The sequence below is a fragment of the Enterobacter sp. DTU_2021_1002640_1_SI_PRY_ASU_LCPMC_013 genome, assembly GCF_032389435.1.
In the GTDB taxonomy this organism is placed as follows: domain Bacteria; phylum Pseudomonadota; class Gammaproteobacteria; order Enterobacterales; family Enterobacteriaceae; genus Enterobacter; species Enterobacter hormaechei_C.
Genome location: NZ_CP135594.1, coordinates 1,105,359 through 1,129,657, shown reverse-complemented (window position 1 = coordinate 1,129,657; position 24,299 = coordinate 1,105,359). Strand labels below are relative to the sequence as shown.

Annotated in this window: 23 protein-coding genes; 15 read left to right on the top strand and 8 right to left on the bottom strand. The window is 57.5% G+C overall.

Annotated features, from left to right (window positions below):
• Positions 1–9: 9 nt before the first annotated feature.
• On the bottom strand, positions 10–1,395 hold the full coding sequence (cysS, locus tag RS584_RS05375) for a cysteine--tRNA ligase (RefSeq protein ID WP_193041776.1): 1,386 nt from the start codon (positions 1,393–1,395) through the stop codon (positions 10–12).
• Between the two features lie 175 nt (positions 1,396–1,570).
• On the opposite strand from cysS, the gene ppiB reads away from it, so the two are divergent.
• The 5 genes from ppiB (at position 1,571) to mnmH (ending at position 5,638) form a co-directional block, all read left to right on the top strand.
• Positions 1,571–2,065 (top strand): peptidylprolyl isomerase B, encoded by a 495-nt coding sequence (gene ppiB, locus RS584_RS05370; RefSeq protein WP_000256009.1) that lies wholly within the window; start codon positions 1,571–1,573, stop codon positions 2,063–2,065.
• A 3-nt stretch (positions 2,066–2,068) separates the two neighbouring features.
• Positions 2,069–2,791 (top strand): UDP-2,3-diacylglucosamine diphosphatase, encoded by a 723-nt coding sequence (lpxH, locus tag RS584_RS05365; RefSeq protein ID WP_315749055.1) that lies wholly within the window; start codon positions 2,069–2,071, stop codon positions 2,789–2,791.
• 118 nt (positions 2,792–2,909) lie between these two features.
• The gene (purE, locus tag RS584_RS05360) at positions 2,910–3,419 is read left to right on the top strand and encodes a 5-(carboxyamino)imidazole ribonucleotide mutase (RefSeq protein WP_006809824.1); all 510 of its coding nucleotides are present in this window, start codon (positions 2,910–2,912) and stop codon (positions 3,417–3,419) included.
• Positions 3,416–4,483: a 5-(carboxyamino)imidazole ribonucleotide synthase gene (gene purK / locus RS584_RS05355; RefSeq protein WP_315749054.1), complete on the top strand. Its 1,068-nt coding sequence runs from the start codon at positions 3,416–3,418 to the stop codon at positions 4,481–4,483. Before purE ends, purK begins: the two co-directional genes overlap by 4 nt.
• 84 nt (positions 4,484–4,567) lie before the next feature.
• A complete protein-coding gene (gene mnmH / locus RS584_RS05350) occupies positions 4,568–5,638 on the top strand; it encodes a tRNA 2-selenouridine(34) synthase MnmH (RefSeq protein WP_315749053.1) in 1,071 nt (356 codons plus the stop codon).
• A gap of 122 nt (positions 5,639–5,760) precedes the next feature.
• Here mnmH and RS584_RS05345 read toward each other — a convergent pair whose 3' ends face one another.
• The 3 genes from RS584_RS05345 to ybbA form a co-directional block, all read right to left on the bottom strand.
• Complete coding sequence (locus RS584_RS05345; protein WP_017383228.1) at positions 5,761–6,906, bottom strand: porin; 1,146 nt, start codon at positions 6,904–6,906, stop codon at positions 5,761–5,763.
• Between the two features lie 182 nt (positions 6,907–7,088).
• Positions 7,089–9,503, bottom strand: coding sequence for a putative ABC transporter permease subunit YbbP (ybbP, locus tag RS584_RS05340; RefSeq protein ID WP_063136477.1), 2,415 nt, complete (start codon positions 9,501–9,503; stop codon positions 7,089–7,091).
• Complete coding sequence (gene ybbA, locus RS584_RS05335; protein WP_017383226.1) at positions 9,500–10,186, bottom strand: putative ABC transporter ATP-binding protein YbbA; 687 nt, start codon at positions 10,184–10,186, stop codon at positions 9,500–9,502. The genes ybbP and ybbA overlap by 4 nt, the downstream gene beginning before the upstream one ends.
• Between ybbA and tesA the strand changes: the two genes are divergently transcribed.
• The 3 genes from tesA to RS584_RS05320 are packed head-to-tail and all read left to right on the top strand — an operon-like array spanning position 10,157 to position 12,492.
• Complete coding sequence (gene tesA / locus RS584_RS05330; protein WP_003858933.1) at positions 10,157–10,789, top strand: multifunctional acyl-CoA thioesterase I/protease I/lysophospholipase L1; 633 nt, start codon at positions 10,157–10,159, stop codon at positions 10,787–10,789. The genes ybbA and tesA overlap by 30 nt on opposite strands.
• A complete protein-coding gene (locus RS584_RS05325) occupies positions 10,770–11,579 on the top strand; it encodes an SDR family oxidoreductase (RefSeq protein ID WP_006809829.1) in 810 nt (269 codons plus the stop codon). Before tesA ends, RS584_RS05325 begins: the two co-directional genes overlap by 20 nt.
• A 58-nt stretch (positions 11,580–11,637) precedes the next feature.
• Complete coding sequence (locus RS584_RS05320) at positions 11,638–12,492, top strand: co-chaperone YbbN (protein ID WP_003858935.1); 855 nt, start codon at positions 11,638–11,640, stop codon at positions 12,490–12,492.
• Positions 12,493–12,543: 51 nt separating this feature from the next.
• Here the strand turns inward: RS584_RS05320 and fetB are convergent, their stop codons facing one another.
• Positions 12,544–13,326 carry an iron efflux ABC transporter permease subunit FetB gene (gene fetB / locus RS584_RS05315; RefSeq protein ID WP_017383223.1) on the bottom strand — a complete coding sequence of 261 codons (783 nt, stop codon included), beginning with the start codon at positions 13,324–13,326 and terminating at the stop codon, positions 12,544–12,546.
• Positions 13,319–13,990 (bottom strand): iron efflux ABC transporter ATP-binding subunit FetA, encoded by a 672-nt coding sequence (fetA, locus tag RS584_RS05310; RefSeq protein WP_015571235.1) that lies wholly within the window; start codon positions 13,988–13,990, stop codon positions 13,319–13,321. Before fetA ends, fetB begins: the two co-directional genes overlap by 8 nt.
• Positions 13,991–14,132: 142 nt before the next feature.
• Between fetA and RS584_RS05305 the strand changes: the two genes are divergently transcribed.
• From RS584_RS05305 to RS584_RS05295, 3 genes are all read left to right on the top strand, one after another.
• Complete coding sequence (locus tag RS584_RS05305) at positions 14,133–14,987, top strand: hypothetical protein (RefSeq protein ID WP_015571236.1); 855 nt, start codon at positions 14,133–14,135, stop codon at positions 14,985–14,987.
• A 154-nt stretch (positions 14,988–15,141) separates the two neighbouring features.
• Positions 15,142–16,056, top strand: a complete 915-nt coding sequence (locus tag RS584_RS05300) for an SPFH domain-containing protein (RefSeq protein ID WP_003858941.1) — start codon at positions 15,142–15,144, stop codon at positions 16,054–16,056.
• Positions 16,053–16,505, top strand: a complete 453-nt coding sequence (locus RS584_RS05295) for an NfeD family protein (protein WP_015571238.1) — start codon at positions 16,053–16,055, stop codon at positions 16,503–16,505. Before RS584_RS05300 ends, RS584_RS05295 begins: the two co-directional genes overlap by 4 nt.
• Here RS584_RS05295 and cueR read toward each other — a convergent pair.
• A complete protein-coding gene (cueR, locus tag RS584_RS05290; protein ID WP_017383222.1) occupies positions 16,502–16,912 on the bottom strand; it encodes a Cu(I)-responsive transcriptional regulator in 411 nt (136 codons plus the stop codon). The genes RS584_RS05295 and cueR overlap by 4 nt on opposite strands.
• Before the next feature lie 108 nt (positions 16,913–17,020).
• Between cueR and copA the strand changes: the two genes are divergently transcribed.
• From copA to ybaK, 3 genes are all read left to right on the top strand, one after another.
• Positions 17,021–19,519: a copper-exporting P-type ATPase CopA gene (copA, locus tag RS584_RS05285; RefSeq protein WP_315749052.1), complete on the top strand. Its 2,499-nt coding sequence runs from the start codon at positions 17,021–17,023 to the stop codon at positions 19,517–19,519.
• A gap of 50 nt (positions 19,520–19,569) precedes the next feature.
• Positions 19,570–20,364: a TraB/GumN family protein gene (locus tag RS584_RS05280; RefSeq protein ID WP_017383220.1), complete on the top strand. Its 795-nt coding sequence runs from the start codon at positions 19,570–19,572 to the stop codon at positions 20,362–20,364.
• A 198-nt stretch (positions 20,365–20,562) separates the two neighbouring features.
• Positions 20,563–21,042 carry a Cys-tRNA(Pro)/Cys-tRNA(Cys) deacylase YbaK gene (gene ybaK, locus RS584_RS05275; RefSeq protein ID WP_010428207.1) on the top strand — a complete coding sequence of 160 codons (480 nt, stop codon included), beginning with the start codon at positions 20,563–20,565 and terminating at the stop codon, positions 21,040–21,042.
• An 89-nt stretch (positions 21,043–21,131) separates the two neighbouring features.
• Here ybaK and ushA read toward each other — a convergent pair whose 3' ends face one another.
• On the bottom strand, positions 21,132–22,784 hold the full coding sequence (ushA, locus tag RS584_RS05270; protein ID WP_315749051.1) for a bifunctional UDP-sugar hydrolase/5'-nucleotidase UshA: 1,653 nt from the start codon (positions 22,782–22,784) through the stop codon (positions 21,132–21,134).
• Positions 22,785–22,948: 164 nt separating this feature from the next.
• Between ushA and RS584_RS05265 the strand changes: the two genes are divergently transcribed.
• On the top strand, positions 22,949–24,169 hold the full coding sequence (locus tag RS584_RS05265; protein WP_015571242.1) for an MFS transporter: 1,221 nt from the start codon (positions 22,949–22,951) through the stop codon (positions 24,167–24,169).
• Positions 24,170–24,299 lie beyond the last annotated feature (130 nt).

The window sequence follows — 24,299 nt, the reverse complement described above, 5'->3', positions numbered from 1 at the left end:
AGGGGAAAATTACTTACGACGCCAGGTGGTTCCCTGCGGGCCGTCTTCCAGAATAATGCCCATCTCGGTCAGACGGTTACGCGCCGCATCCGCCGCCGCCCAGTCTTTCGCCTGACGCGCTTCGAGACGTGCTTTGATCAGTGCTTCAATTTCCGCCACTTCACCGTCGTCCGCCTGCGCGCCGCTTTGCAGGAACAGGTCCGGCTCCTGCTCCAGCAGGCCGAGCACGGAAGAGAGCTTACGCAGATGAGACGCCAGCGCATTGGCCACCGCCATATCTTCTGACTTCAGGCGGTTCACCTCACGCGCCATGTCGAACAGCACGGAGTAGGCTTCCGGGGTGTTGAAGTCGTCGTTCATGACCTCAACGAAGCGGGCCTCGAACGCCTCACCGCCTGCGGCCGGAACAGATTTATCGGTGCCGCGCAAGGCGGTATACAGACGCTCCAGCGCAGCGCGCGCCTGCTTCAGGTTCTCTTCGCTGTAGTTCAGCTGGCTGCGATAGTGGCCAGACATCAGGAAGTAGCGCACGGTTTCCGCGTCGTAATACTTCAGCACGTCGCGCACGGTGAAGAAGTTTCCCAGCGATTTCGACATCTTCTCGCGGTCAACCATCACCATCCCGGAGTGCATCCAGTAGTTCACGTACTCGCCGCCGTGTGCACAGGTGGACTGCGCGATTTCGTTTTCATGGTGCGGGAACATCAGATCCGAACCGCCGCCGTGGATGTCGAAATGGTTACCCAGCTGTTTGCAGTTCATCGCGGAACATTCAATGTGCCAGCCCGGACGCCCTTCGCCCCACGGGGATGGCCAGCTCGGTTCGCCTGCTTTGGACATCTTCCACAGCACGAAGTCCATCGGATTACGCTTCACGTCAACCACGTCCACGCGCGCGCCGGCCTGGAGCTGGTCCAGATCCTGGCGGGAAAGCGCACCGTAGGTTGGGTCCGTCGGCACCGAGAACATCACGTCGCCGTTGTCCGCCACATAGGCGTGACCGCGCTCGATCAGCTTTTGGGTGATATCAATGATTTCATGGATATGGTGGGTCGCACGCGGCTCGCTGTCCGGGCGCAGAATATTTAAGGCATCAAAATCCTTGTGCATTTCGGCGATCATGCGATCCACCAGCGCGACAAAGCTTTCGCCATTTTCATTAGCACGTTTAATGATTTTGTCGTCGATGTCGGTGATGTTGCGCACGTACTTCAGGTTGTAGCCCAGGAAGCGCAGGTAGCGTGACACCACGTCGAACGCGACAAAGGTACGGCCATGGCCGATATGACAGAGATCGTAAACCGTAATACCACACACGTACATGCCGACTTCCCCGGCATGGATAGGTTTAAATTCCTCTTTTTGGCGCGTCATTGTATTAAAGATTTTTAACATCGAAGATTCCATGTAAACACGTGTGTGGATTGTTTGTTCCTTATAATACCCATAATTCGGAGTACGGTCAGCACACAATGCAAGGTGATCGTGTCCTGTGGTTATGCTATAACAAGCCCCTATATGTGACCCGAGCACGGGTCGACGCACCACAATAACGGAACAGGATGCAAAAATGGTTACTTTCCACACTAATCATGGCGATATCGTAATCAAAACCTTTGATGACAAAGCGCCTGAAACAGTTAAAAACTTCCTGGACTACTGCCGCGAAGGTTTCTACAACAACACCATTTTCCACCGCGTGATCAACGGTTTTATGATCCAGGGCGGCGGTTTCGAGCCTGGCATGCGCCAGAAAGAGACGAAAGAAGCGATCAAAAACGAAGCGAACAACGGCCTGAAAAACACCCGTGGTACGCTGGCAATGGCCCGTACTCAGGCGCCACACTCTGCGACCGCACAGTTCTTCATCAACGTAGCGGACAACGACTTCCTGAACTTCTCTGGCGAAAGTCTGCAAGGCTGGGGCTACTGCGTATTCGCAGAAGTGGTTGAAGGCATGGACGTGGTCGACAAGATCAAAGCCGTTTCTACTGGCCGCAGCGGTATGCACCAGGACGTTCCTAAAGAAGACGTTGTGATCACAAGCGTGACCGTCAGCGAGTAATTCGTGGCGACACTCTTTATTGCGGATCTGCATCTGCAAACAGAAGAACCGGCGATAACCGCCGGTTTTCTGCGTTTTTTACGCGGTGAAGCGAAAAGCGCCGACGCGCTGTACATTCTGGGCGACCTGTTTGAGGCCTGGATAGGCGACGACGATCCGAACCCGCTGCACCGTGAGATAGCTGCGGCCATTAAAGTGCTGGTGGATTCCGGCGTCCCCTGCTATTTCATTCACGGCAACCGTGATTTCCTGATCGGCCAGCGCTACGCCCGCGAGAGCGGTATGACGCTGCTGCCGGAAGAGCAGGTGCTCAACCTCTATGGCCGCAATATTCTGATCATGCACGGCGACACGCTCTGCACTGACGATACCGGCTACCTGGCGTTTCGCGCCAAAGTTCACACCCCGTGGATCCAGAAAGTGTTCCTCGCCCTGCCGCTGTTTATCCGCAACCGCATCGCCGCCAGAATGCGCGCGGGCAGCAAGGCCGCCAACAGCAGCAAATCGATGACCATCATGGACGTCAACCCGCAGGCGGTGGTAAAGGTGATGGAGAAGCACCGTGTTCAGTGGCTGATCCACGGCCATACCCATCGTCCCGATGTGCATTCCCTTATCGTCAACGGCGAGCCCGCCCATCGCGTGGTTTTAGGCGCCTGGCACAGCGAAGGATCGATGGTCAAAGTCACGCCGGAAGGTGTTGAACTGATCGCCTTCCCGTTTTAACGCCCCCCGTCTTTTCGCTCATTTCCCGACCACGCAACCGTTTTCCTTGCCGGTATTACATGCTATTCTCTGTGCCCTCGAAAGCAGTGTGTTCCGCACCACAGGAGTTTTAAGACGCATGTCTTCCCGCAATAATCCGGCGCGTGTCGCCATCGTGATGGGGTCCAAAAGCGACTGGGCTACCATGCAGTTCGCCGCCGAAATCTTTGAAATCCTGAATGTTCCGCACCACGTCGAAGTGGTTTCCGCGCACCGTACGCCGGATAAACTGTTCAGCTTCGCCGAAAGCGCCGAAGAGAACGGTTACGAGGTGATCATTGCCGGTGCGGGCGGCGCAGCACATCTGCCGGGCATGATTGCCGCCAAAACGCTGGTGCCGGTACTGGGTGTTCCCGTGCAAAGCGCCGCGTTAAGCGGGGTTGATAGCCTTTACTCTATCGTCCAGATGCCGCGCGGTATTCCCGTCGGTACGCTGGCGATTGGTAAAGCGGGTGCGGCAAATGCCGCCCTGCTGGCCGCGCAGATCCTGGCGACGCATGATAAAGACTTACATCAGCGCCTGGCGGAGTGGCGTAAAGCCCAGACCGACGAGGTGCTGGATAACCCGGACCCGCGGGGTGCGGCATGAAGCAGGTTTGCGTTCTTGGCAACGGTCAGCTAGGCCGGATGCTGCGTCAGGCCGGTGAACCGCTGGGCATTGCCGTCTGGCCCGTCGGGCTGGACGCCGAGCCAGAAGCCGTGCCGTTCCATCAGAGCGTGATCACTGCCGAAATTGAACGCTGGCCGGAAACCGCCCTGACCCGCGAGCTGGCGCGCCATAACGCCTTTGTGAACCGCGACGTCTTCCCGATCATTGCCGACCGTCTCACGCAAAAACAGCTTTTCGACAAGCTCGGCCTCGCGACCGCGCCGTGGCAGCTGCTTTCCGATAAGCGCGAGTGGGATGACGTGTTTGCGATGCTGGGAGACCTGGCGATTGTGAAGCGTCGCGTCGGCGGCTACGACGGCCGCGGGCAGTGGCGCCTGCGCGCGAACGACACCGCCGAGCTGCCGGACGACTGCTACGGCGAATGCATTGTTGAGCAGGGCATTAACTTTAGCGGTGAAGTGTCGCTGGTTGGCGCGCGCGGGCATGACGGGCGCACCGTTTTTTACCCGCTAACGCATAACCTGCATCAGGACGGCATTCTGCGCACCAGCGTTGCCTTCCCGCAGGCCAATGCTGACCAGCAGGCGCAGGCGGAAGAGATGCTCTCTGCCATCATGCATGAGCTGGGCTATGTGGGCGTGATGGCGATGGAGTGTTTCGTCACGCCGTCGGGTCTGCTGATCAACGAACTTGCGCCGCGCGTGCACAACAGCGGCCACTGGACGCAAAACGGCGCCTCCATCAGCCAGTTCGAGCTGCACCTGCGCGCCATCACCGATCTGCCGCTGCCGCAGCCGGTGGTGACCAGCCCGTCGGTGATGATCAACCTGATCGGCACCGATCTGAACTACAACTGGCTGAAGCTGCCGCTGGTGCACCTGCACTGGTACGACAAAGAGGTGCGTCCGGGGCGTAAGGTCGGCCATCTGAACCTGAACGATACCGACACGGACCGACTGAGCGCCACGCTGGAAGCGATTGTTCCCCTGCTGCCGCCAGAATATGCGAGCGGTATTGTCTGGGCGCAGTCAAAACTGAAGTAAGTATCCCTCGCCGGGGAGTTGACCTTCCCCTTCCCCGGCGTACAATCCCCGCCCATTGCTGCTCAGTTTTCTTCTGGAACCACCATGAACGATGGAACGGACTATCGCGCGATCCTCGCGTCCGATACCCCTTTAATCGACGTTCGCGCGCCGATCGAATTTGCCCAGGGTGCGATGCCCGCCGCACTCAACCTGCCCTTAATGAACGACGACGAGCGTGCCGCCGTCGGCACCTGCTATAAACGCCAGGGTCCGGACGCCGCGCTGGCGCTCGGCCATAGCCTGGTCAACGGCGAGACGCGCGAGGCGCGCATCAGCGCCTGGCGGGAAGCCAGCCTTGCCCATCCTGAGGGCTACCTTTGCTGCGCGCGCGGTGGCCAGCGCTCACACATCTCCCAGGCCTGGCTGAAAGAGGCGGGAATCGACTACCCGCTGATCCGCGGCGGCTATAAGGCCCTGCGTCAGACGGCGATTCAGGTGACCATTGAGCAGTCACAAAAGCCGATGGTGCTTATCGGCGGCTGTACCGGTAACGGTAAAACGCTGCTGGTGAAGCAGCATGCGCAGGGCATCGATTTGGAAGGGCTGGCGCACCATCGCGGCTCGTCATTTGGTCGCACGCTCACCCCGCAGCTTTCTCAGGCGAGCTTCGAAAATCACCTTGCGGTTGAGCTATTGAAAAAAGACGCCGCGCGCTGGGTGCTGGAAGATGAAGGCCGGATGATTGGCTCTAACCACCTGCCGGAATGCCTGCGCGACGGCATGGCTGAAGCGCCTGTCGTGGTGGTTGAAGATCCGTTTGAGATCCGTCTTGAGCGCCTGCGCGAAGAGTATTTCGTCCACATGTGGGCCGACTTTTCTGCCGCCTGTGGTGAAGAAGCGGGCTGGAAAGCATACAGCGAATATCTGCATCACGGCCTGTACGCCATTCGTCGCCGTCTGGGGCTGCAACGCTTCGCGGAATTTACCGCCCTGCTGGATGCCGCGCTTGTCGAGCAACAGCGTACTGGCAGCACTGACGCGCACTTCAGCTGGCTTGTGCCGCTGCTGAAGGACTATTACGACCCGATGTACGGCTACCAGCTGGAGAAAAAGGCGGAGAAGATTGTTTTTCGCGGGACGTACGAAGAAATTGCTGAGTGGCTTGATCGCTGAAAAAAGCCGGGTGGCGAGGTAAAAGCAAAACGGCAACCTGGGTTGCCGTTTTTAATGTTTTTTCCCTCTCCCCGTGGGAGAGGGTCAGGGTGAGGGCATCAGGCCGCACCCTACATGACAACTCAGAAGTCGTAACGCAGACGCACCAGGTTCATATCGCCCAGGTTGTCGGTGCTGGAGGTGAACACGTGTTCGTAATCCACGCGGAAACCGTAATCCAGCTGGAAACTGATACCCACACCGTTGTCGATGCGCTGGTAGTTACGGCCATTCACGTACTCGATACGGTCGCCCATGAAGTACGGCTGGATGGATTTCACCGCATACTGACCAACCGGGAACTTGTAACCCGCAAAGTATTCAATACCCCATGCATCACCGGCGAAGTAGTCGTTAACGGACACTTTTTTGGTGGTCAGGAAGTTCTGATACCAGCCGCCGCCTGCGGAGAAGGTCCAGTTATCCGGCGTCCAGCTCAGGGCGGTACCAAGGATGTTCTGGTCGTAGGATTTGCTGTCGCCGTTGTCCGGGTTACGCATGTCCGCGCGGGTGTAGTTCCACGCTGCGCCCCAGGTCAGATCGGTGGTCAGGTGATAATCGATACCCAGTGAACCGCCGCCTTTACGTTTGTAACGCAGGCCGTTGCCCGGCAGGTATTCGCTGTCTTCAAACAGGTAAGAGGCGTAGATGTCAGCATCGCCCACGGTTTTCTTGTACTTCAGCATCTGGCGTGAACGGTAAGAGCCGTCATAGTCGCCGTTGATCCCGTTACCTGGCGCCTGACCAATCATGTCGTAGTCCCAGATATCGGTTTTTGCGCCCACTACGTCATAGTACACGCTGTTCTGCTGGCCGAAGGTCAGCGTACCCCAGGTGTCGCTCTTCAGACCGGTGTAGAGCATACGACGAGAGGTGTCGTGCGCGCCGTCGGCGTAGTGATGATCCCAGTTGAACTGCGCCGGAATATTCACACCCAGCTCGTAGTAGCTGATCCAGCTGATGTCATCGAACAGGTAGTAATCCGCAGCGAAACGGAAGCGGGTGCCGCCGTCAAAGCCGTTGCGCTTGTAGCTGTTTTTGCCGTCATCACCGGTCATATTCTGGAACTGAGGACGAATACTGCCGCCAACGGTAAAGTTCAGGCGGCTCAGCGGGTTACCCGCCTGCGGATCCTGTTTCAGAAGGGTGATTTCCGCCTGAGATGCGAAAGAAGCCAATGCCACTGCTGCGCCGATCGTTGTCGCCAGCGCTGTTTTTCTTATAGTCATTCTTTTTCCTTGATAGACACGCTGCTAAATATTTAGCTGGTGAATATTAACCGGAAAAATTCGGGCTGTGTGGGCGGGTTTTTAATGTTTTGTGCTACTAAATGCAGGGGCATTAACGATTTGTGCCGTTAAGCGATGACGCACCAGCAGAAATGCCGGTGCGTCATCATCACGTCAGTAAACTAGCTGACAAACTGGCGGAATAGCGCTTTACCTTTCAACAGCCGGGTTCCGAGCCAGCCGCCGCACAGGGACAGCAGCACGGCGCCGCAGACGGGCAGCGTGAGCCACAGCCGCCAGTCGGGCTCCCACGGGAAGTCGAAGACTTTGCTCTGGAGTACCGCCAGCGCGGTTTCCGCCCCGATGGCCGCCACCAGGCCCGCCACCAGCCCGAGCAGGGCAAATTCGCTCCACAGCGTGGCGCGCAGCAGCCGTTTACTGGCTCCCAGCGTGCGGTAGACCACCAGCTCCTGATGACGCTGACGCATGCCCACCTGCACCTGCGCCAGCAGCAACAGCACGCCGCAGACGGTCACCAGCACTACCATCACCTCCAGCGCGCGGCTCACCTGCTCCAGCACCTGCCCGACCTGTTTGAGGATCGCGCCGATATCCAGCAGGCTCACCGTCGGAAATTCCCGGTTAAGCTGCGTCAGCATGCCGTTGCCGTTTTCCCAGCGGAAGCTGGTGAGCCAGCTCTGGGGCTGTCCGTCCAGCGCACCCGGCGGGAAGATGAAGAAGAAGTTTGGTCGCAGGCTTTCCCAGTCCACTTTACGCAGGCTGGTGACTTTGGCGGTGAAATCCTGGGTATCGCCGGTGAAAGTCACGCTATCGCCGAGCTTCACGTTCAGGCGTGTCGCCAGCCCCTCCTCCATCGACACTTCGCCCGCTTTCGGCGGCCAGGTGCCGGCAACGATCGGGTTATGGTCCGGACGTTTCGCCTGCCAGGTCAGGTTGAGTTCGCGATTGAGCGATTCATCCTTATTTCCCTCCGTGGACTGGCCGTTGATCTGCGTCAGGCGGGCGCGCACGATCGGATAGAACGATTCCGGAATAATGTGATGCTCAGACAGGAAACCCTTCAGCGGCGTCACCTGTTCGGGAGCAATGTTGATCAGGAAATAGTTCGGGCTTTCCGGCGGAAGCTGCTGCTGCCAGCGATCGAGCAGATCCCCGCGCAGTACCAGCAGAAGCGCCAGCAGCATAAAAGACAGCGAAAATGCCGAGAGCTGGCTGAGGGTAGACCACGGCTGGTGCAGCAGGCGGTTGACCGCCAGCCGCACGGGAAGCGATTTAACCGTCAGCTTTCTCAGCAGGTTAAGCAGTATCCAGCCCACCACGCCGCACAGCAGCGCCAGCACCACCGCGCCCGCCAGCACCGCCCACAGCAGCGTACTGCCGCCCATCAGCCAGGCCAACAGCCCGACCGCCACCGCAATAATCACCGGCAGATAGAACTTCAGCGGCCAGACGCTGGCCACCACATCGCGGCGCAGCACGCGCAGCGGCTGGGTGGCGAGCAGCAGCCGGTACGGGCGTAACCCCACCAGCAGGGAGATCGTCGTCATCGCGCCGATGGCCCACAGCCACGGCCAGAGGCTGGCAGGCGGTAATGCGGCGGGCAGTACCGGTTTGAGCAGCACCATCAGCAGCTTTTCAAACAGCAGCCCTATCGCCCCGCCGGTCAGAGCCGACAGCGCCAGCACCATCAGCCACTGGCCGACAATCAGCTTGCGCAGCTGCGCGCGGCCCGCGCCGAGGGTTTTGAGGATCGCCACCAGATCGTAACGGCTGCGGCAGTAGTGCCCCATCGCCACGGCAACCGCTGCAATGGCAAGCAGCAGGGTTAACAGCGCCGACAGCAGCAGGAACTGCTGGGAACGCTCAAGAGATTTGCCGAGCGCCCCGTCATCCTGCTCCAGCCCGTACCAGCGGTGTTCCGGCTTGAGCTGCGGCAGGAGCCATTTTTCGTACGCCTCCAGTTGAGCAGGCGTCCCGCCAAACTTATACCGCCAGGTGACACGGCTTCCCGGCTGGACGGCGTTGGTTTTCGCCACATCGGCGGTGTTCATCAGCAGGCGCGGCGCAAGCTGGAACGGATTAAATCCAGAGTCGGGCTCCTGCACTACTTCCCCGGCAATTTTGAGTGTCGCGTCGCCGACGTCGATACTGTCGCCGGGTTTCAGGTTCAGCAGCGCCATCAGTCGCGATGCCAGCAGGACCGTACCGGCCGTCGGTTTTAGCCCCGGCGGGCTGGTTTGTAAGTCACCGTACATCGGGTAGATGTCATCCACGGCTTTTACGCTGGCGAGCTGCGGCGTGTCGCCCGCAAAGGTCATGGTCTGAAAGGTGATCTGCTCCCCTACCTTCAGCCCCTCTTTGCGCGCTTCCTCAATCCAGCCCGGCGGCACGGGGCGAGAACTTTGCAGAGCCCGGTCCCCGGCCATAAATTCCCGACTCTGCTGGCTAAGCCCTTTCTCCATACGATCGCTGACGCTACCGAGCGCCAGCACGCAGGCCACCGCCAGGCTCAACGCCAGCCAGACAATCAGCAGTGAGGGTGAGCGCCATTCGCGCCAGAACCAGCGGGCAATCATGCTTCCTCCTGAAGAATACCGTTCACCAGCCGCAGGCGGCGGTCGCAGCGGGCGGCCAGCTGCGGATCGTGGGTAACCAGAATCAGCGTGGTGCCGTGCTCGCGGTTGAGGGAAAACAGCAGATCGGCAATCTTGTCTCCGGTTTTACGGTCAAGGTTACCAGTGGGTTCATCGGCAAACAGCACTTCAGGGCGCCCGTTAAACGCCCGCGCCAGCGCCACGCGCTGCTGCTCACCGCCGGAAAGCTGTGCCGGAAGATGGTCGAGACGTTTGCCTAGCCCCAGCTGTTCCAGCAACGCCTTCGCGTGATCGCGGCTTTCACGGGTATTGTCACCACGCAGCAGGCCGGGCAGCTCAACGTTTTCCAGCGCGTTCAGCGTCGGGATCAGCATGAATGACTGAAAGACAAACCCGATATGCCGGGCACGCAGCGCGGCGCGGGCCTCTTCATCAAGCGCGTGGAGGGGCTGGCCGACCAGGTTCACTTCCCCACTGCTGCCATCGTCCAGACCGGCGAGAATGGCCAGCAGCGTGGACTTACCGGAACCGGATTCACCAATCAGGGCGATGGTTTCGGCACGTTTGACAACGAGTTCAACTCCGGTGAGGATGGAAAGCTCGTGTTCTCCCTGACCGACGGACTTCTTAAGACGATGAACTTCAACAATGTTTTCCGCTGGCATTTGCCCTTCCTGTTTTTGATGCTGATGACCTTCCGCGCGGCGGCTGCGGACACGTTATTGATTCTGGGCGACAGCCTGAGCGCGGGCTATCGTATGGCCGCCAGTGCGGCCTGGCCCGCCCTGCTCAATGATAAATGGCAGTCCCGGGCGTCTGTCGTGAACGGCAGCATCAGCGGCGATACGTCGCAGCAAGGCTTATCGCGCCTGCCTGCCCTGCTTAAGCAGCATCAACCGCGTTGGGTGCTGGTTGAACTAGGCGGTAATGATGGTCTGCGCGGCTTCCAGCCTCAGCAAACGGAGCAAACGCTGCGGACCATTTTGCAGACCATTAAGGCCGCCAATGCCCAGCCGCTGCTGATGCAAATTCGCCTGCCCGCCAACTACGGCCGTCGGTATAATGAGGCGTTTAGCGCGATCTATCCTAAGCTTGCCAAAGAGTTTGATATTCCGCTGCTGCCATTTTTCATGGAAGAGGTCTATCTGAAACCCCAGTGGATGCAGGATGATGGCATTCACCCCAATCGCGATGCCCAGCCGTTCATTGCCGACTGGATGGCAACCCGGCTGGCTCCTTTAGTAAAACATGACTCGTCAAACAGCTGAGAACCTGACAGGTAAAGTTATGCAAAAATCGGTCTTAATAACAGGATGTTCCAGCGGAATTGGCCTTGAAAGCGCCCTTGAACTGAAACGTCAGGGGTTTTGGGTACTGGCAGCCTGCCGCAAACCCGAGGATGTCGAACGCATGCGAGGGCTGGGATTTACCGGCATTCTGCTGGATCTCGATTCGCCAGAGAGCGTAGAGCAGGCCGCCGATGAGGTTATCGCCCTGACCAACAACCGTCTTTACGGTCTGTTCAACAATGCGGGCTACGGCGTGTACGGCCCGCTACAGACTCTCTCACGGGAACAGCTGGAGCAGCAGTTCTCCGCAAACTTTTTCGGGGCGCATCAGCTTACCATGCGCCTTCTCCCCGCCATGCTGCCGCACGGCGAAGGGCGCATCGTGATGACCTCCTCGGTCATGGGCCTGATCTCCACGCCGGGCCGCGGGGCTTACGCCGCCAGTAAATATGCGCTTGAAGCCTGGTCCGATGCGTTGCGCATGGAGCTGCGCCACAGCGGTATTAAGGTCAGCCTGATTGAACCGGGCCCGATCCGCACCCGCTTTACGGAAAACGTTAACCAGACGCAGGCGGACAAACCGGTCGAAAACCCCGGCATCGCGGCGCGTTTTACGCTTGGGCCAGAAGCCGTTGTTGCCAAAGTGCGCCACGCGTTTGAGAGCGATACCCCTAAAATGCGCTATCCGGTCACGCTGGTAACCCATGCCGTCGGCTGGTTGAAACGCCTGCTGCCGGGGCGGATGATGGACAAAATTTTGCAGGGTTGAGTTGAAGCGACGACGCTTACCCCCATGTAAAGAGTAAACCGATAAAAGAGAATGCCGCATGTCCGTACAGAATATCGTCAACATAACTGAAGCTAACCTGCAACAGACGCTCGAACAGTCAATGACTAAACCGGTGCTGTTCTACTTCTGGTCTGAACGCAGCCAACACTGCCTGCAACTGACGCCGGTCCTGGAAAGCCTTGCCGCGCAGTACAACGGTCAGTTCATTCTGGCGAAGCTGGATTGTGACGCCGAACCAATGGTGGCTTCCCAGTTTGGCCTGCGCGCGATCCCAACCGTCTACCTGTTCCAGAACGGTCAGCCGGTGGATGGCTTCCAGGGGCCGCAGCCGGAAGAGGCGATCCGCGCCCTGCTGGATAAAGTTCTGCCGCGCGAAGAAGAGCTGAAAGCGCAGGAAGCCATGGCGCTGATGCAGGAAGGCAAGTACGACGAGGCGCTGCCGCTGTTAAAAGACGCGTGGCAGCTGTCGAACCAGAACAGCCAGATTGGTCTGCTGCTGGCAGAGACCCAGATTGCGCTGCACCGCCCTGAAGACGCGGAAGCCGTGCTGAAAACGGTGCCGATGCAGGATCAGGATACCCGTTATCAGGGTCTGGTGGCGCAGATTGACCTGCTGAAACAGGCGGCCGATACCCCTGAAATTCAACAGCTTCAGCAGCAGGTTGCGGACAACCCGCAGGATGCCGCGCTGGCAAGCCAGCTGGCGCTTCAGCTTCATCAGGTGGGGCGTAACGAAGAGGCGCTGGAGCTGCTGTTTAGCCATCTTCAGAAGGACCTGGGCGCCGCAGACGGACAGGCGCGGAAGATGTTCCAGGAGATCCTGGCCGCGCTGGGTACCGGTGACGCGCTGGCGTCGAAATATCGTCGTCAGCTGTACGCGTTGCTCTACTAGTAAAAAAATGCCCGGTGGCGCTAACGCTTACCGGGCCTACAAAAGCCGATATTACCCCGTCTTTTTCAACTGCGTCACCACCAGCTGGTGGCGCGCGTTGTAAAACTTCCGATAGGTCAGGTAGCAGGCAATGATGGTGGACAGGCTCGCCGTAGAGAGCAGCATAAACGTCACCATAATCTGGTATTTAATGGCTTTTACCGGATCGATACCGGCAAAAATCAGCCCCGACATCATGCCCGGCAGGCTCACCAGACCCACCGTTTTGGCGGAATCCACCGTTGGGATCAGCGAAGAGCGAATGCTGTCGCGGATCAACCTCGCCGAGGCCACCTTCGGCGTCGCGCCCAGGCTTAGCTTCTCCTGAAGCTGCTGCTGTTCACTGCTGAACCGTTGCCCCAGATTGTTGTAGCACAACCCGACCGCCACCATCGCATTGCCCGCAATCATCCCGGAAATGGGGATCACCTGCATCGGCGTAAATTCTATCGAGCCGGAGAGTACCAGTACCGCCAGCGTTAACGCGGTCCCGGTAGTGATGGCGATCAACGACGAAATGAACGCTTTATCGATGTATTTACTGCGTTTCTGCGCGTTCCATGCCGCGTTAAAGCAGATAAACAGCACCATCAACAGGGTCAGCACGGCATGATTGACGTTGAAGATGTATTTCAACACATAGCCGACGATGATGAGCTGAATAACCGCGCGGGCGATACTCCAAAGAATATCTTTTTCCAGCCCCAGCTTTTCCCGGTAGCTGACCACAATCGCCACCAGCACCAGGACCATCGACAGCGCCAGCGATTCGTTGGTTATGTTATGTTCACCCACGGTGAGCCTCCTCCATTTTCCCGCCCTGCGGCCTGAGCGTGATGACATCATCCGCATGGGTAATTTCATTTGAATCATGCGTCACCCACAGCACGGCAATATTCTGCTCCCGGGCGTAGCGATGGATAATGTCATTGACGTTGCGCTTGTTAGCATCATCCAGCGCGCTGGTGATTTCGTCCAGCAACAGCGCCTTCGGCAAGAATTGCAGGTTACGGATCAGCGAGACGCGCTGCTTTTCCCCTCCCGACAGTTCGGCGATCGATTTGGTCAGCGTCTCCGGCGAAAGCCCGAACCGGGTCAGATCGTCGGTAAACTTTTTCGGATCAGGCGTTTGGTTGCGGATGTGCCAGGGGAAAACCAGATTGTCATACACCGTGTCGCCAAACAGGGACGGCGTTTGCACGCAGTATGACACCTGCTGGCGATAGCTTTCCGGTGAAAGCGTGGCGATATCTTTTCCTGCAAACAGGATGGTTCCCTCCGTTGGGCTCAGTAGCGAAGCCACGATTTTCAGGAGGGTGCTTTTGCCGCAGCCGGAGGGGCCAGTTATCAGTTTAAATTCGCCCGGAGAGAGACAAAAATCGACGTGCTGAAGGATGGTGTTATCACCCACACGAAAGCCAACATCCCTGATATCCAGAAGATTTTTTTTATTATTCATTCCGATTCCGTTAACCGCTGTAATAAGAACAGCCTTTAGCATAATCCTTTCCGCTACGCAGCGCGAATAGCCTTAACCTATAGCAAGTGTTAAACTTTTTGCTCGCTAATTGTCACCTCTATAACTACAGGAAGTCAGCAACATGACACATATCTTTTATGAGTTCTCTTCCCTGAAGCCTGGTGTTCCTGATGTGGAAACATTAATGGAAGTCATCAATTCTTCTGAACTCACGCGTTTTGTCATGGGTGCAGAGGTGGTCGATTTTGTTAAGAAGGCGCTCATCGTTAACACCACAATCGGTAGCTTTAAAAACTGCTATTTTGCTTTCGATGATGGAGCTTACTTTCTCGAGTTTGACGGCAAGGGTAAATCCAGACGCTTTACTGAGGTGCCGGACTGGTTCGTTTCCCCCGCGGAATTTGCCCGCTCGCAATGGCTGATTAACCATGATCTGGCCGATGTGAAGGCGACGGCGTTTATTGACGTGCTGATGTCCTATCCGCTTAAAGAGCGCCGGGCGCACTGCAATCTGCTGTTTGGTCTGGATCTGCATAAGGTCAATGTGGTTCCGGCGCCTACAGCCCCTGCCGGAAAAATGGGCAATAAAAACGGAAAAACCACCAAGCCTCGCGTCACAGATCTCGGCTCTTTTGAGCTTTTTACCGCGTTCTTTGCGCGTATGAAAACCGCCGTCAATGCTAATGAATTCCCTACCCTACAGGTACTGACCGGCCAGGAGGATCTTACAAAAGCGCCGCACAGCTTAAAGCAAGGGATCAGAACCTGGTTTAAAGCGATTACCGGCGATCTGCCGCCGAACAACAAACGTGTCGGGGCGGGCAATGCGGTATTGTTCTGCGCTCCCGTTCGCGAGCAGATCCAGCAGATAGAGGCCATCGGCCTGGAAAAATACTATCAGGGCTTATCAAAAGCTATCGCTGACGCCGGGGATGGGTTTATCACTGACTTCAGCTATACCTGGTCTGAAAAGTAACGCTTTGCGCCCCGCATCCCGAACGGGGCGTTTTATTTCTGCCAGTCCGGTTCCCACCTCTTTACAGGGGCGAAATCCTGTTCGTTAGCCGATATACTTACGTTCAACAAATACGCAGTTTTTCTCGTTACGGCATGCAAAACAGGAGGTTTTTATGCTCATCGTTGTTCCTGTCCTTATATTCGTTGCGCTGGTTATCGTGGGCGCAGGCGTCAAAATTGTCCCGCAGGGTTACCAGTGGACCGTCGAACGCTTCGGTCGCTACACCAATACTCTTCAGCCGGGTTTAAGCCTGATCGTCCCGTTCATGGACAGAATTGGGCGTAAGATCAATATGATGGAGCAGGTGCTGGATATCCCTTCCCAGGAAGTCATCTCCAAGGATAACGCCAACGTCACCATCGATGCGGTGTGCTTTATTCAGGTGATTGATGCGCCGAAAGCGGCCTATGAGGTGAGCAACCTGGAGCTGGCGATCGTCAACCTGACCATGACCAACATCCGTACCGTGCTTGGCTCAATGGAGCTGGACGAAATGCTCTCCCAGCGCGACAGCATAAATACCCGCCTGCTGCACATTGTGGATGAAGCCACCAATCCGTGGGGGATCAAAGTGACCCGCATTGAGATCCGCGACGTGCGCCCACCGGCAGAGCTGATTGCTTCCATGAACGCGCAGATGAAGGCCGAGCGTACCAAGCGTGCCTATATTCTTGAAGCCGAAGGGGTGCGTCAGGCTGAAATCCTGAAAGCGGAAGGGGAAAAACAGTCGCAGATCCTGAAAGCCGAGGGCGACCGTCAGTCTGCCTTCCTCCAGGCGGAAGCGCGTGAACGTTCGGCAGAAGCAGAAGCCCGTGCGACGCAAATGGTCTCCGAGGCGATTGCCGCCGGGGATATCCAGGCCGTGAACTACTTCGTCGCGCAAAAATATACCGATGCGCTGAAGGAGATCGGCTCCGCGAACAACAGCAAGGTGGTGATGATGCCGCTGGATGCCAGCAGTCTGATGGGATCTATCGCCGGAATTGCCGAGTTGATCAAAGACGGCGGAAACGAGCGTAAAAAATGATTGAGCTCATCGTTGCACATCCTCATGCGTTCTGGCTAAGCCTTGGCGGCTTACTGCTGGCCGCCGAGATGCTTGGCGGCAACGGTTATCTGCTGTGGAGCGGGGTTGCCGCGGTGATTACCGGGCTGGTCGTCTGGCTGCTGCCTGTCGGCTGGGAGTGGCAGGGCGCGCTGTTTGCCGTGCTGACGCTGCTGGCCGCCTGGCTGTGGTGGCGCTGGCTGAACAAACGGGTGAAGGCGCAGAAGCCGGTCGACGCGCACCTCAACCAGCGTGGGCAGCAGATCGTGGGTAGACGCTTTACGCTTGATAACGCGCTGATCAACGGACGCGGTCATATGCGCGTGGGGGACAGTTCGTGGCCGGTGGTGGCCGACGATGACCTCAGCGCCGGCACGCGGGTTGAGGTCATTGCGGTGGAAGGCATTACCCTGCGGGTTAAAGCCTGTTAGGCGTGGGTTTTACGGTGGCAGCAGCCGGAAAGATTGTCGATAATCGGGCACTCGGCGCTGTCATCTCCCGGGCAGGATTCTGCCAGCTGTAACAGTTGCTCACGCATCGCCTGTAATTCGATGATATGGCGTTCGATCTCCGCCACTTTTTCCAGCGTACGTTTTTTCACGTCGGCACTGTGGCGTTTCGGATCGTTAAACAGGTTAACCAGCTCGCCGCACTCTTCAAGGTTAAATCCTACCTGTCTTGCCTGGCGCAGTAACGTCAGTTCATCAAGATGCAGCTGCGTATAGCTGCGGTAGCCGTTCTCACTGCGCAACGGTGGCGTCACCAGCCCTTTTTCCTCATAAAAGCGAATCGCTTTGCTGGTTAAGCCGGTTTTTTTCGCAACATCGCTGATATTCACATTTCCCCCTTGACCTTCCCCTTGATGGAAGGTTTAACCTTCATAACAGTTAGCGAAAAGCAGAGTGAAGGTCAACAATTGACCAGAACATTATACGGGAGTTTTGTTATGTCTCACACTATTGACCTGACACTGGACGGCCTCTCCTGCGGCCACTGTGTCAAACGCGTTAAAGAAAGCCTGGAGCAGCGTCCTGACGTGGAAAGCGCTGAGGTGAGTATCGATCATGCCGCCGTGACCGGCAGCGCCAGCGCCGACGCGCTGATTGATACCATTAAACAGGCCGGTTACGGGGCGGAGTTAAGCCACCCAAAGGCTAAACCGCTGGCAGAGTCATCATCCCCGTCGGAAGCACTGACAGCGGCCACTCCTGAGCTTCCGGTAGCTGATGATATTGATGACAGCCAACAGCTGCTGATCAACGGCATGAGCTGCGCCAGCTGCGTCTCACGGGTACAAAACGCCTTACAGGCGGTACCGGGCGTCGCACAGGCACGGGTAAACCTGGCGGAGCGTACTGCGCTGGTGATGGGCAGCGCCTCCGCCGCAGAGTTAGTGCAGGCCGTGGAGAAAGCGGGCTACGGGGCAGAGGCCATCGAAGATGATGCCGAGCGCCGCGAGCGCCAGCAGGAAACGGCTGTCGCCACTATGAAGCGTTTCCGCTGGCAGGCGATTGTCGCCCTGCTGGTCGGTATTCCGGTGATGGTGTGGGGCATGATGGGTGACAACATGATGGTCACCGCTGACAACCGCACCCTGTGGCTGGTGATTGGTCTGATTACCCTTGCGGTGATGGTGTTTGCTGGCGGACATTTCTATACCAGCGCCTGGAAGAGCCTGAAAAACCGCACCGCGACGATGGACACGCTGGTCGCGCTCGGTACCGGCGCGGCGTGGCTGTATTCGATGAGCGTGAACGTCTGGCCGCAGTGGTTCCCGATGGAGGCGCGCCATCTCTATTATGAAGCGAGTGCGATGATTATCGGTCTGATTAACTTAGGCCATATGCTCGAAGCCCGCGCGCGTCAGCGCTCGTCGAAAGCGCTGGAAAGATTACTCGATTTAACCCCGCCGACGGCCCGCGTGGTCACGGATGACGGGGAAAAAAGCGTTCCGCTCTCAGAGGTACAGCCGGGAATGACGCTGCGCCTGACCACCGGCGACCGCGTGCCCGTCGACGGTGAAATCACCCAGGGCGATGCCTGGCTGGATGAAGCGATGCTGACCGGCGAGCCGATACCCCAGCAGAAATCTCAGGGCGATGCGGTGCATGCGGGTACGGTGGTACAGGACGGCAGCGTACTGTTCCGCGCCAGCGCGGTCGGGAGCCATACCACGCTGTCACGCATCATTCGCATGGTCCGCCAGGCGCAGAGCAGTAAGCCGGAGATTGGTCAGCTTGCCGATAAAATCTCCGCCATTTTTGTGCCGGTGGTCGTTGGTATTGCCCTGCTGAGCGCGGCGATCTGGTATTTCTTCGGCCCGGCGCCGCAGATTGTCTACACCCTGGTGATCGCCACCACGGTGCTGATCATCGCCTGCCCTTGTGCCCTTGGCCTGGCCACGCCGATGTCGATTATCTCTGGCGTCGGACGCGCCGCCGAATTTGGCGTACTGGTCCGTGATGCTGACGCCCTGCAACGGGCAAGCACGCTGGACACCCTTGTCTTTGATAAAACCGGCACGCTCACCGAGGGCAAACCGCAGGTGGTGGCCGTCAGTACCGTTGGCTGTACGGAGACGGACGCCCTGCGCCTTGCCGCCGCGCTGGAACAAGGTTCCAGCCACCCGCTGGCGCGCGCCATCCTGGAGAAAGCCGGTGATGGCCGTCTGCCGCAGGTCAGCAACTTCCGCACCCTGCGCGGTTTAGGGGTCAGCGGTGAAGCCGAAGGCCATACGCTGCTGCTGGGCAACCAGGCACTGCTGACTGAACAAGGCGTTGATACGTCCGCGCTGGACGCAGAGCTAAACGCGCAGGCCTCTCAGGGCGCGACGCCGGTTCTGCTGGCGAGGGATGGTCAGGTGGCGGCGCTGCTGGCCGTGCGCGATCCGTTACGCCAGGACAGCGTAGATGCCTTACAGCGCCTGCACCGCGCGGGCTATCGTCTGGTGATGCTGACCGGGGACAACCCGACCACCGCCAATGCCATTGCGAAAGAAGCCGGTATTGATGAGGTGATCGCGGGCGTGCTGCCGGACGGCAAAGCGGACGCCATCAAGAACCTGCAAAGTCAGGGTCGCCAGGTGGCGATGGTGGGCGACGGCATCAACGACGCCCCGGCGCTGGCGCAGGCTGACGTAGGCATTGCGATGGGCGGCGGGAGCGATGTCGCCATTGAAACCGCGGCGATCACCCTGATGCGCCACAGCCTGATGGGGGTGGCGGATGCGCTGGCGATTTCGAAAGCCACGTTGCGCAACATGAAGCAGAACCTGCTGGGGGCCTTCGTCTATAACTCGCTCGGCATTCCGATTGCCGCCGGGATTTTGTGGCCGCTGACCGGCACCCTGCTGAACCCGGTTGTTGCGGGTGCGGCGATGGCGCTCTCGTCAATTACCGTGGTGAGCAACGCTAACCGTCTGCTGCGGTTTAAACCGAAGGATTGAACCTTGTACCCGTACGCGCTAGCATGAACCTTTCCGATCATGGAGCGCGTATGGGTCTGTTTAATCGTCTAAAAACATCGTTTCGCGCCCTTTTTCCCCGCCGTTATGCCTGGCCCGGTATGGATATTTCGCTTCCGGGCGGGCAGCATCTGCACCTGGTGGGAAGCATTCATATGGGCACGCAGGACATGTCCCCCCTGCCCTCCGGCCTGATTAAACTGCTGAAGCGCGCCGACGCGCTGATCGTCGAAGCCGACATCTCCGGCCATGAATCGCCGTTTGCCGGGCTGGAAAGCGATCGCCCCCTGGCGGAACGTCTTAACGGGACGCAGCTGGCTGAGCTTACCCGTCTTGCGGATGAGACCGGCGTCTCGCTCTCAATGCTCGACACTCTGCCCCTGTGGCAAATTGCCATGGTGTTACAGGCCACCCAGGCGCAGCGCCTGGGGCTGCGCGGCGATTACGGTATCGATTATCAACTGCTGAATGCGGCAAGGGCGCGCAACCTGTCCGTCATTGAACTGGAAGGCACGGACAGCCAGATTGCGCTTCTTCGCCAGCTTCCCGATGACGGCCTGATGCTGCTGGATGATACCCTGACCCACTGGCACACCAACGCGCGTCTGCTGCAAACGATGATTGGCTGGTGGCTGGATGCGCCGCCCGCAGACGGTAAGCTGGCGTTACCGTCGACGTTCAGTGAATCGTTGTATGATGTGCTGATGAACGCGCGCAACCAGGCGTGGCGGGAGACACTATATGCCCTGCCTGCCGGTCGTTATGTTGTCGCGGTTGGCGCGTTGCATTTGTACGGAGAAGGGAATTTGCCGTCGCTGCTGAAATAAAAAAATGGCCAATATCTCTATTGGCCCGTCAAAGAGGAATTTCATCGTTTTTATTATACCGAAGTGACCTTCGGCTACGCCGATTGTCGCTCAAAGTAACCATCACTGCCAATACTATTGCGCAAGATGGTGCTATTTTTTAGACAAACGTCAGGCGTATGCTGCTGGTATGAATCGTCTGTCGTAAGAAGGATAGCCATGACTCCCGCCGTTAAATTACTCGAAAAAAACAAAATTTCTTTCCGGATCCACACCTACGATCACGATCCGAACGAAACCAACTTTGGTGATGAAGTGGTGCGCAAGCTGGGGCTGAACGCGGACCAGGTCTACAAAACGCTGCTGGTCGCGGTGAACGGCGATATGAAGCACCTCGCCGTGGCAGTGACGCCCGTCGCCGGACAGCTGGATCTGAAGAAAGTGGCCAAAGCGCTGGGAGCGAAAAAGGTCGATATGGCTGACCCGATGGTTGCGCAACGCACAACGGGTTATCTGGTCGGCGGGATCAGCCCGCTCGGCCAGAAAAAGCGTCTGCCGACGCTGATCGATGCGCCTTCGCAGGAATTTGAGACGATCTATATTTCTGGCGGCAAACGCGGGCTGGATATCGAACTGGCCGCAGGCGATCTGGCGAAAATGCTGGACGCGAAATTTGCGGATATTGCGCGCCGGGATTGAGAAAATTGCCCGGTGGCGCTGCGCTTACCGGGCCTACGATTCGAATGTAGGCCGGGTAAGGCGAAGCCGCCACCCGGCAAAAAAACGCACTACTGCCAGCTCACCTCGCCCTTCGGCTCATACGTATTCACGTCAATCGGTGAATTTTGCTGGATAAACTGCTTCAACACTTCCGCATCAATAAACCCGGTATTTACATAGCCCGGTTTGTTATCGATATGCGGATAGCCGTCGCCGCCGGTGGCGTTAAAGCTTAACGTTGCCAGGCGGTAGGTTTTCGCCGGATCAACCGGTTCGCCTTTGATTTTGAGATCGTTAAGCTTGCCGTCCTTCGCGACAAAGCTGACGTTAGCAAACTGCGGATACGCCCCGGAATCCGGCTTCATCTGCGCCACGGCGGTCAGGTAGTCAATCACCTCCTTCCCGCTCATGTCCGCATAGACCACCACGTTGCCAAACGGCTGTACTTTGAGCACGTCTTTATAGGTGATGTCTCCGCCTTCAATGGAATCACGAATACCGCCGCCGCTCATCACGCCGAAATCCGCATTCGTGCGCGCCATCTGCGCGGCCAGCACCAGACGCCCCATGTTGGTCTGTACGAAGCGAACTTTGCTCCGGTCTCCTTCCAGTCGTCCGTTAAGCGTGCCAATCTTCACGTCCAGCTGCGCTTTCCCTTTGCTCTGGAACGGCGTCAGCAGAGAGAGCATCTGCTGGTTTTCAGCGATCTCTGGCGTGTAGAGTACCCGCTCGCTTTTGCCGTCCGGATAGGTCACTTTCTTCTTCAGGTTGACCGGGATGAGCTGATAGTGCACCAGCTTCATCTCGCCGTTACGGAATTCGAAATCCGCGCGACCAACGTATTTCCCCCACTCGTGGGCCTGTACAATCCAGATCCCGTTCTGACGATCCGGCGCACACGGCGTACCGGGCACATAATCTACCTGCTTTTTATTCTCAGAAGCCATGCAGACCGGATCCTGTGAGTGACCGCCCACAATCATCGCCAGCGAGCCCGCAGGAAGGCTGCGCGCCATCTCCACGTCGCCCGGCGCGTTAGAGCCGTGCTGACCGTTATCGTAATGCCCCATGTGGGTGGTAGCGATAATCACATCCGGTTTTTCATTCTGCTGCAACTCCTGGATCACCAGCTTCGCTTCGTCCGCCGGTTTACGGAATTCGATGTCGGTGAAAAATTCAGGGTTGCCAATTTTGGCCGTATCCTCGGTGGTTAAGCCGATGACCGCGATCTTCAGATCCTGACGCTTAAACAGCGCCCACGGTTTAAACAGGCGCTCGCCGGTGCTTTTCTGATAAATATTGGCGGAAAGGAACGGGAATTTGGACCACTTCTCCTGCTGGCGCAACACGCTCAGCGGATTATCAAACTCGTGGTTTCCGACCGCCATCGCGTCGTAACCAATTAAATTCATGCCGCGGAAATCAGGCTCGGCATCCTGTAAATCAGATTCCGGCACCCCGGTATTAATATCCCCGCCCGACAGCAGCAGGACGCTGCCGCCCTGGGCCGCGACCTCTTTACGAATGCCGTCCACCAGCGTTTTTTGCGCCGCCAGGCCATATTCACCGTATTCGCTGCGCCAGAAATGGCCGTGATGATCGTTAGTATGCAGAATGGTAATTTTATAGGTTTTATCTTTTTCATACGCCTGCGCGGGCAGGCTTGTCAGCCCCCATGCGGCGATGAGCGCCAGCGCGACGCCACGCTTCATTAACTTCATCTTCTCTCTCCCTGACCCATAGACAAACGCAAAAATTACAGTGACTCACAAGAATAGACAAATAAGTTTTCAGAATTGCGACTTTCTTCAAATGTCACGGACGGGTATGTTAGTCGGATAATAATTACTCCCTGCATCTCTAATAACAAATCGACGTGGTATTTATGGCAATCAGTGAATCAACCCAGCCCGTCCAGGGCGCTCCGGCGTCGCCGCCGAAATCGCGCACTTCCTTTAAAGTATTAGGCGCAATCAGTCTCTCTCATCTGCTCAACGACATGATCCAGTCGCTGATTCTGGCGATCTACCCGCTGTTGCAATCTGAGTTCTCATTAACCTTCGTGCAGATCGGGATGATCACCCTGACCTTCCAGCTGGCCTCTTCGCTGCTACAGCCGGTGGTGGGCTACTGGACGGACAAATACCCGATGCCATGGTCGCTGCCCATTGGCATGTGCTTCACCCTGAGCGGGCTGGTGCTGCTGGCCATGGCGGGCAGCTTTGAGGCGGTACTGGTTGCCGCGGCGCTGGTGGGAACCGGTTCATCGGTGTTCCATCCGGAATCGTCCCGCGTGGCGCGTATGGCCTCCGGCGGACGCCACGGGCTGGCGCAGTCCCTGTTCCAGGTGGGGGGGAACTTTGGTAGCTCCCTCGGTCCTCTGCTGGCGGCGGTAATTATCGCGCCTTACGGCAAAGGCAACGTGGCGTGGTTTGTGCTGGCCGCTCTGCTGGCGATTGTCGTCCTGGCGCAAATCAGCCGCTGGTATGCCGCGCAGCATCGCGTAAATAAGGGAAAACCTGCCGCGAAGATAACCAATCCCCTTCCGCGCAATAAGGTGATCCTTGCCGTCAGCGTGCTGCTGGTGCTGATTTTCTCAAAATATTTCTATATGGCGAGCATTAGCAGCTATTACACCTTCTATCTGATGCAAAAATTCGGATTATCGGTACAAAATGCCCAGTTCCACCTCTTTGCCTTCCTGTTTGCGGTGGCGGCAGGCACGGTGATTGGCGGCCCTGTGGGGGATAAAATTGGACGTAAATATGTGATTTGGGGCTCTATCCTCGGCGTTGCGCCGTTTACGCTTGTTTTACCGTACGCAACGCTGGAATGGACTGGAATATTGACGGTGATTATTGGTTTTATCCTCGCATCGGCATTTTCAGCCATCTTGGTCTACGCGCAGGAGCTGCTGCCGGGACGTATCGGTATGGTTTCCGGCCTCTTTTTTGGTTTTGCCTTTGGCATGGGTGGCCTGGGAGCCGCGGTGTTAGGGATGGTTGCAGACCACACCAGTATCTTCCTGGTTTATAAAATCTGCGCTTTCCTGCCACTTCTTGGGATGTTGACCATATTCCTGCCTGACAACCGTCATAAAGCGTGACTTCACGGCTGCCAAAGTTAAACTTTGGCAGCCAGATAACCTGAGGCCATAAGGCTTTCCTCTCCCTCCCCCCTGCAAATTTACCAAAACATGCACTTTTTCACGCTTATTGCGTTTTTATTCTGATTTC

Excerpts from the sequence above, each read along its gene's own strand:
- ushA (WP_315749051.1), bottom strand. The coding sequence starts at position 22,784 with ATGAAGTTAATGAAGCGTGGCGTCGCGCTGGCGCTCATCGCCGCATGG.
- RS584_RS05300 (WP_003858941.1), top strand. The coding sequence starts at position 15,142 with ATGCTCATCGTTGTTCCTGTCCTTATATTCGTTGCGCTGGTTATCGTG.
- ppiB (WP_000256009.1), top strand. The coding sequence starts at position 1,571 with ATGGTTACTTTCCACACTAATCATGGCGATATCGTAATCAAAACCTTT.
- RS584_RS05280 (WP_017383220.1), top strand. The coding sequence starts at position 19,570 with ATGGGTCTGTTTAATCGTCTAAAAACATCGTTTCGCGCCCTTTTTCCC.
- RS584_RS05325 (WP_006809829.1), top strand. The coding sequence starts at position 10,770 with ATGACTCGTCAAACAGCTGAGAACCTGACAGGTAAAGTTATGCAAAAA.
- ybbA (WP_017383226.1), bottom strand. The coding sequence starts at position 10,186 with ATGCCAGCGGAAAACATTGTTGAAGTTCATCGTCTTAAGAAGTCCGTC.
- RS584_RS05345 (WP_017383228.1), bottom strand. The coding sequence starts at position 6,906 with ATGACTATAAGAAAAACAGCGCTGGCGACAACGATCGGCGCAGCAGTG.
- purE (WP_006809824.1), top strand. The coding sequence starts at position 2,910 with ATGTCTTCCCGCAATAATCCGGCGCGTGTCGCCATCGTGATGGGGTCC.
- ybaK (WP_010428207.1), top strand. The coding sequence starts at position 20,563 with ATGACTCCCGCCGTTAAATTACTCGAAAAAAACAAAATTTCTTTCCGG.
- ybbP (WP_063136477.1), bottom strand. The coding sequence starts at position 9,503 with ATGATTGCCCGCTGGTTCTGGCGCGAATGGCGCTCACCCTCACTGCTG.
- RS584_RS05305 (WP_015571236.1), top strand. The coding sequence starts at position 14,133 with ATGACACATATCTTTTATGAGTTCTCTTCCCTGAAGCCTGGTGTTCCT.
- RS584_RS05295 (WP_015571238.1), top strand. The coding sequence starts at position 16,053 with ATGATTGAGCTCATCGTTGCACATCCTCATGCGTTCTGGCTAAGCCTT.
- purK (WP_315749054.1), top strand. The coding sequence starts at position 3,416 with ATGAAGCAGGTTTGCGTTCTTGGCAACGGTCAGCTAGGCCGGATGCTG.
- cysS (WP_193041776.1), bottom strand. The coding sequence starts at position 1,395 with ATGTTAAAAATCTTTAATACAATGACGCGCCAAAAAGAGGAATTTAAA.
- fetA (WP_015571235.1), bottom strand. The coding sequence starts at position 13,990 with ATGAATAATAAAAAAAATCTTCTGGATATCAGGGATGTTGGCTTTCGT.
- RS584_RS05265 (WP_015571242.1), top strand. The coding sequence starts at position 22,949 with ATGGCAATCAGTGAATCAACCCAGCCCGTCCAGGGCGCTCCGGCGTCG.
- copA (WP_315749052.1), top strand. The coding sequence starts at position 17,021 with ATGTCTCACACTATTGACCTGACACTGGACGGCCTCTCCTGCGGCCAC.
- mnmH (WP_315749053.1), top strand. The coding sequence starts at position 4,568 with ATGAACGATGGAACGGACTATCGCGCGATCCTCGCGTCCGATACCCCT.
- tesA (WP_003858933.1), top strand. The coding sequence starts at position 10,157 with ATGAACTTCAACAATGTTTTCCGCTGGCATTTGCCCTTCCTGTTTTTG.
- RS584_RS05320 (WP_003858935.1), top strand. The coding sequence starts at position 11,638 with ATGTCCGTACAGAATATCGTCAACATAACTGAAGCTAACCTGCAACAG.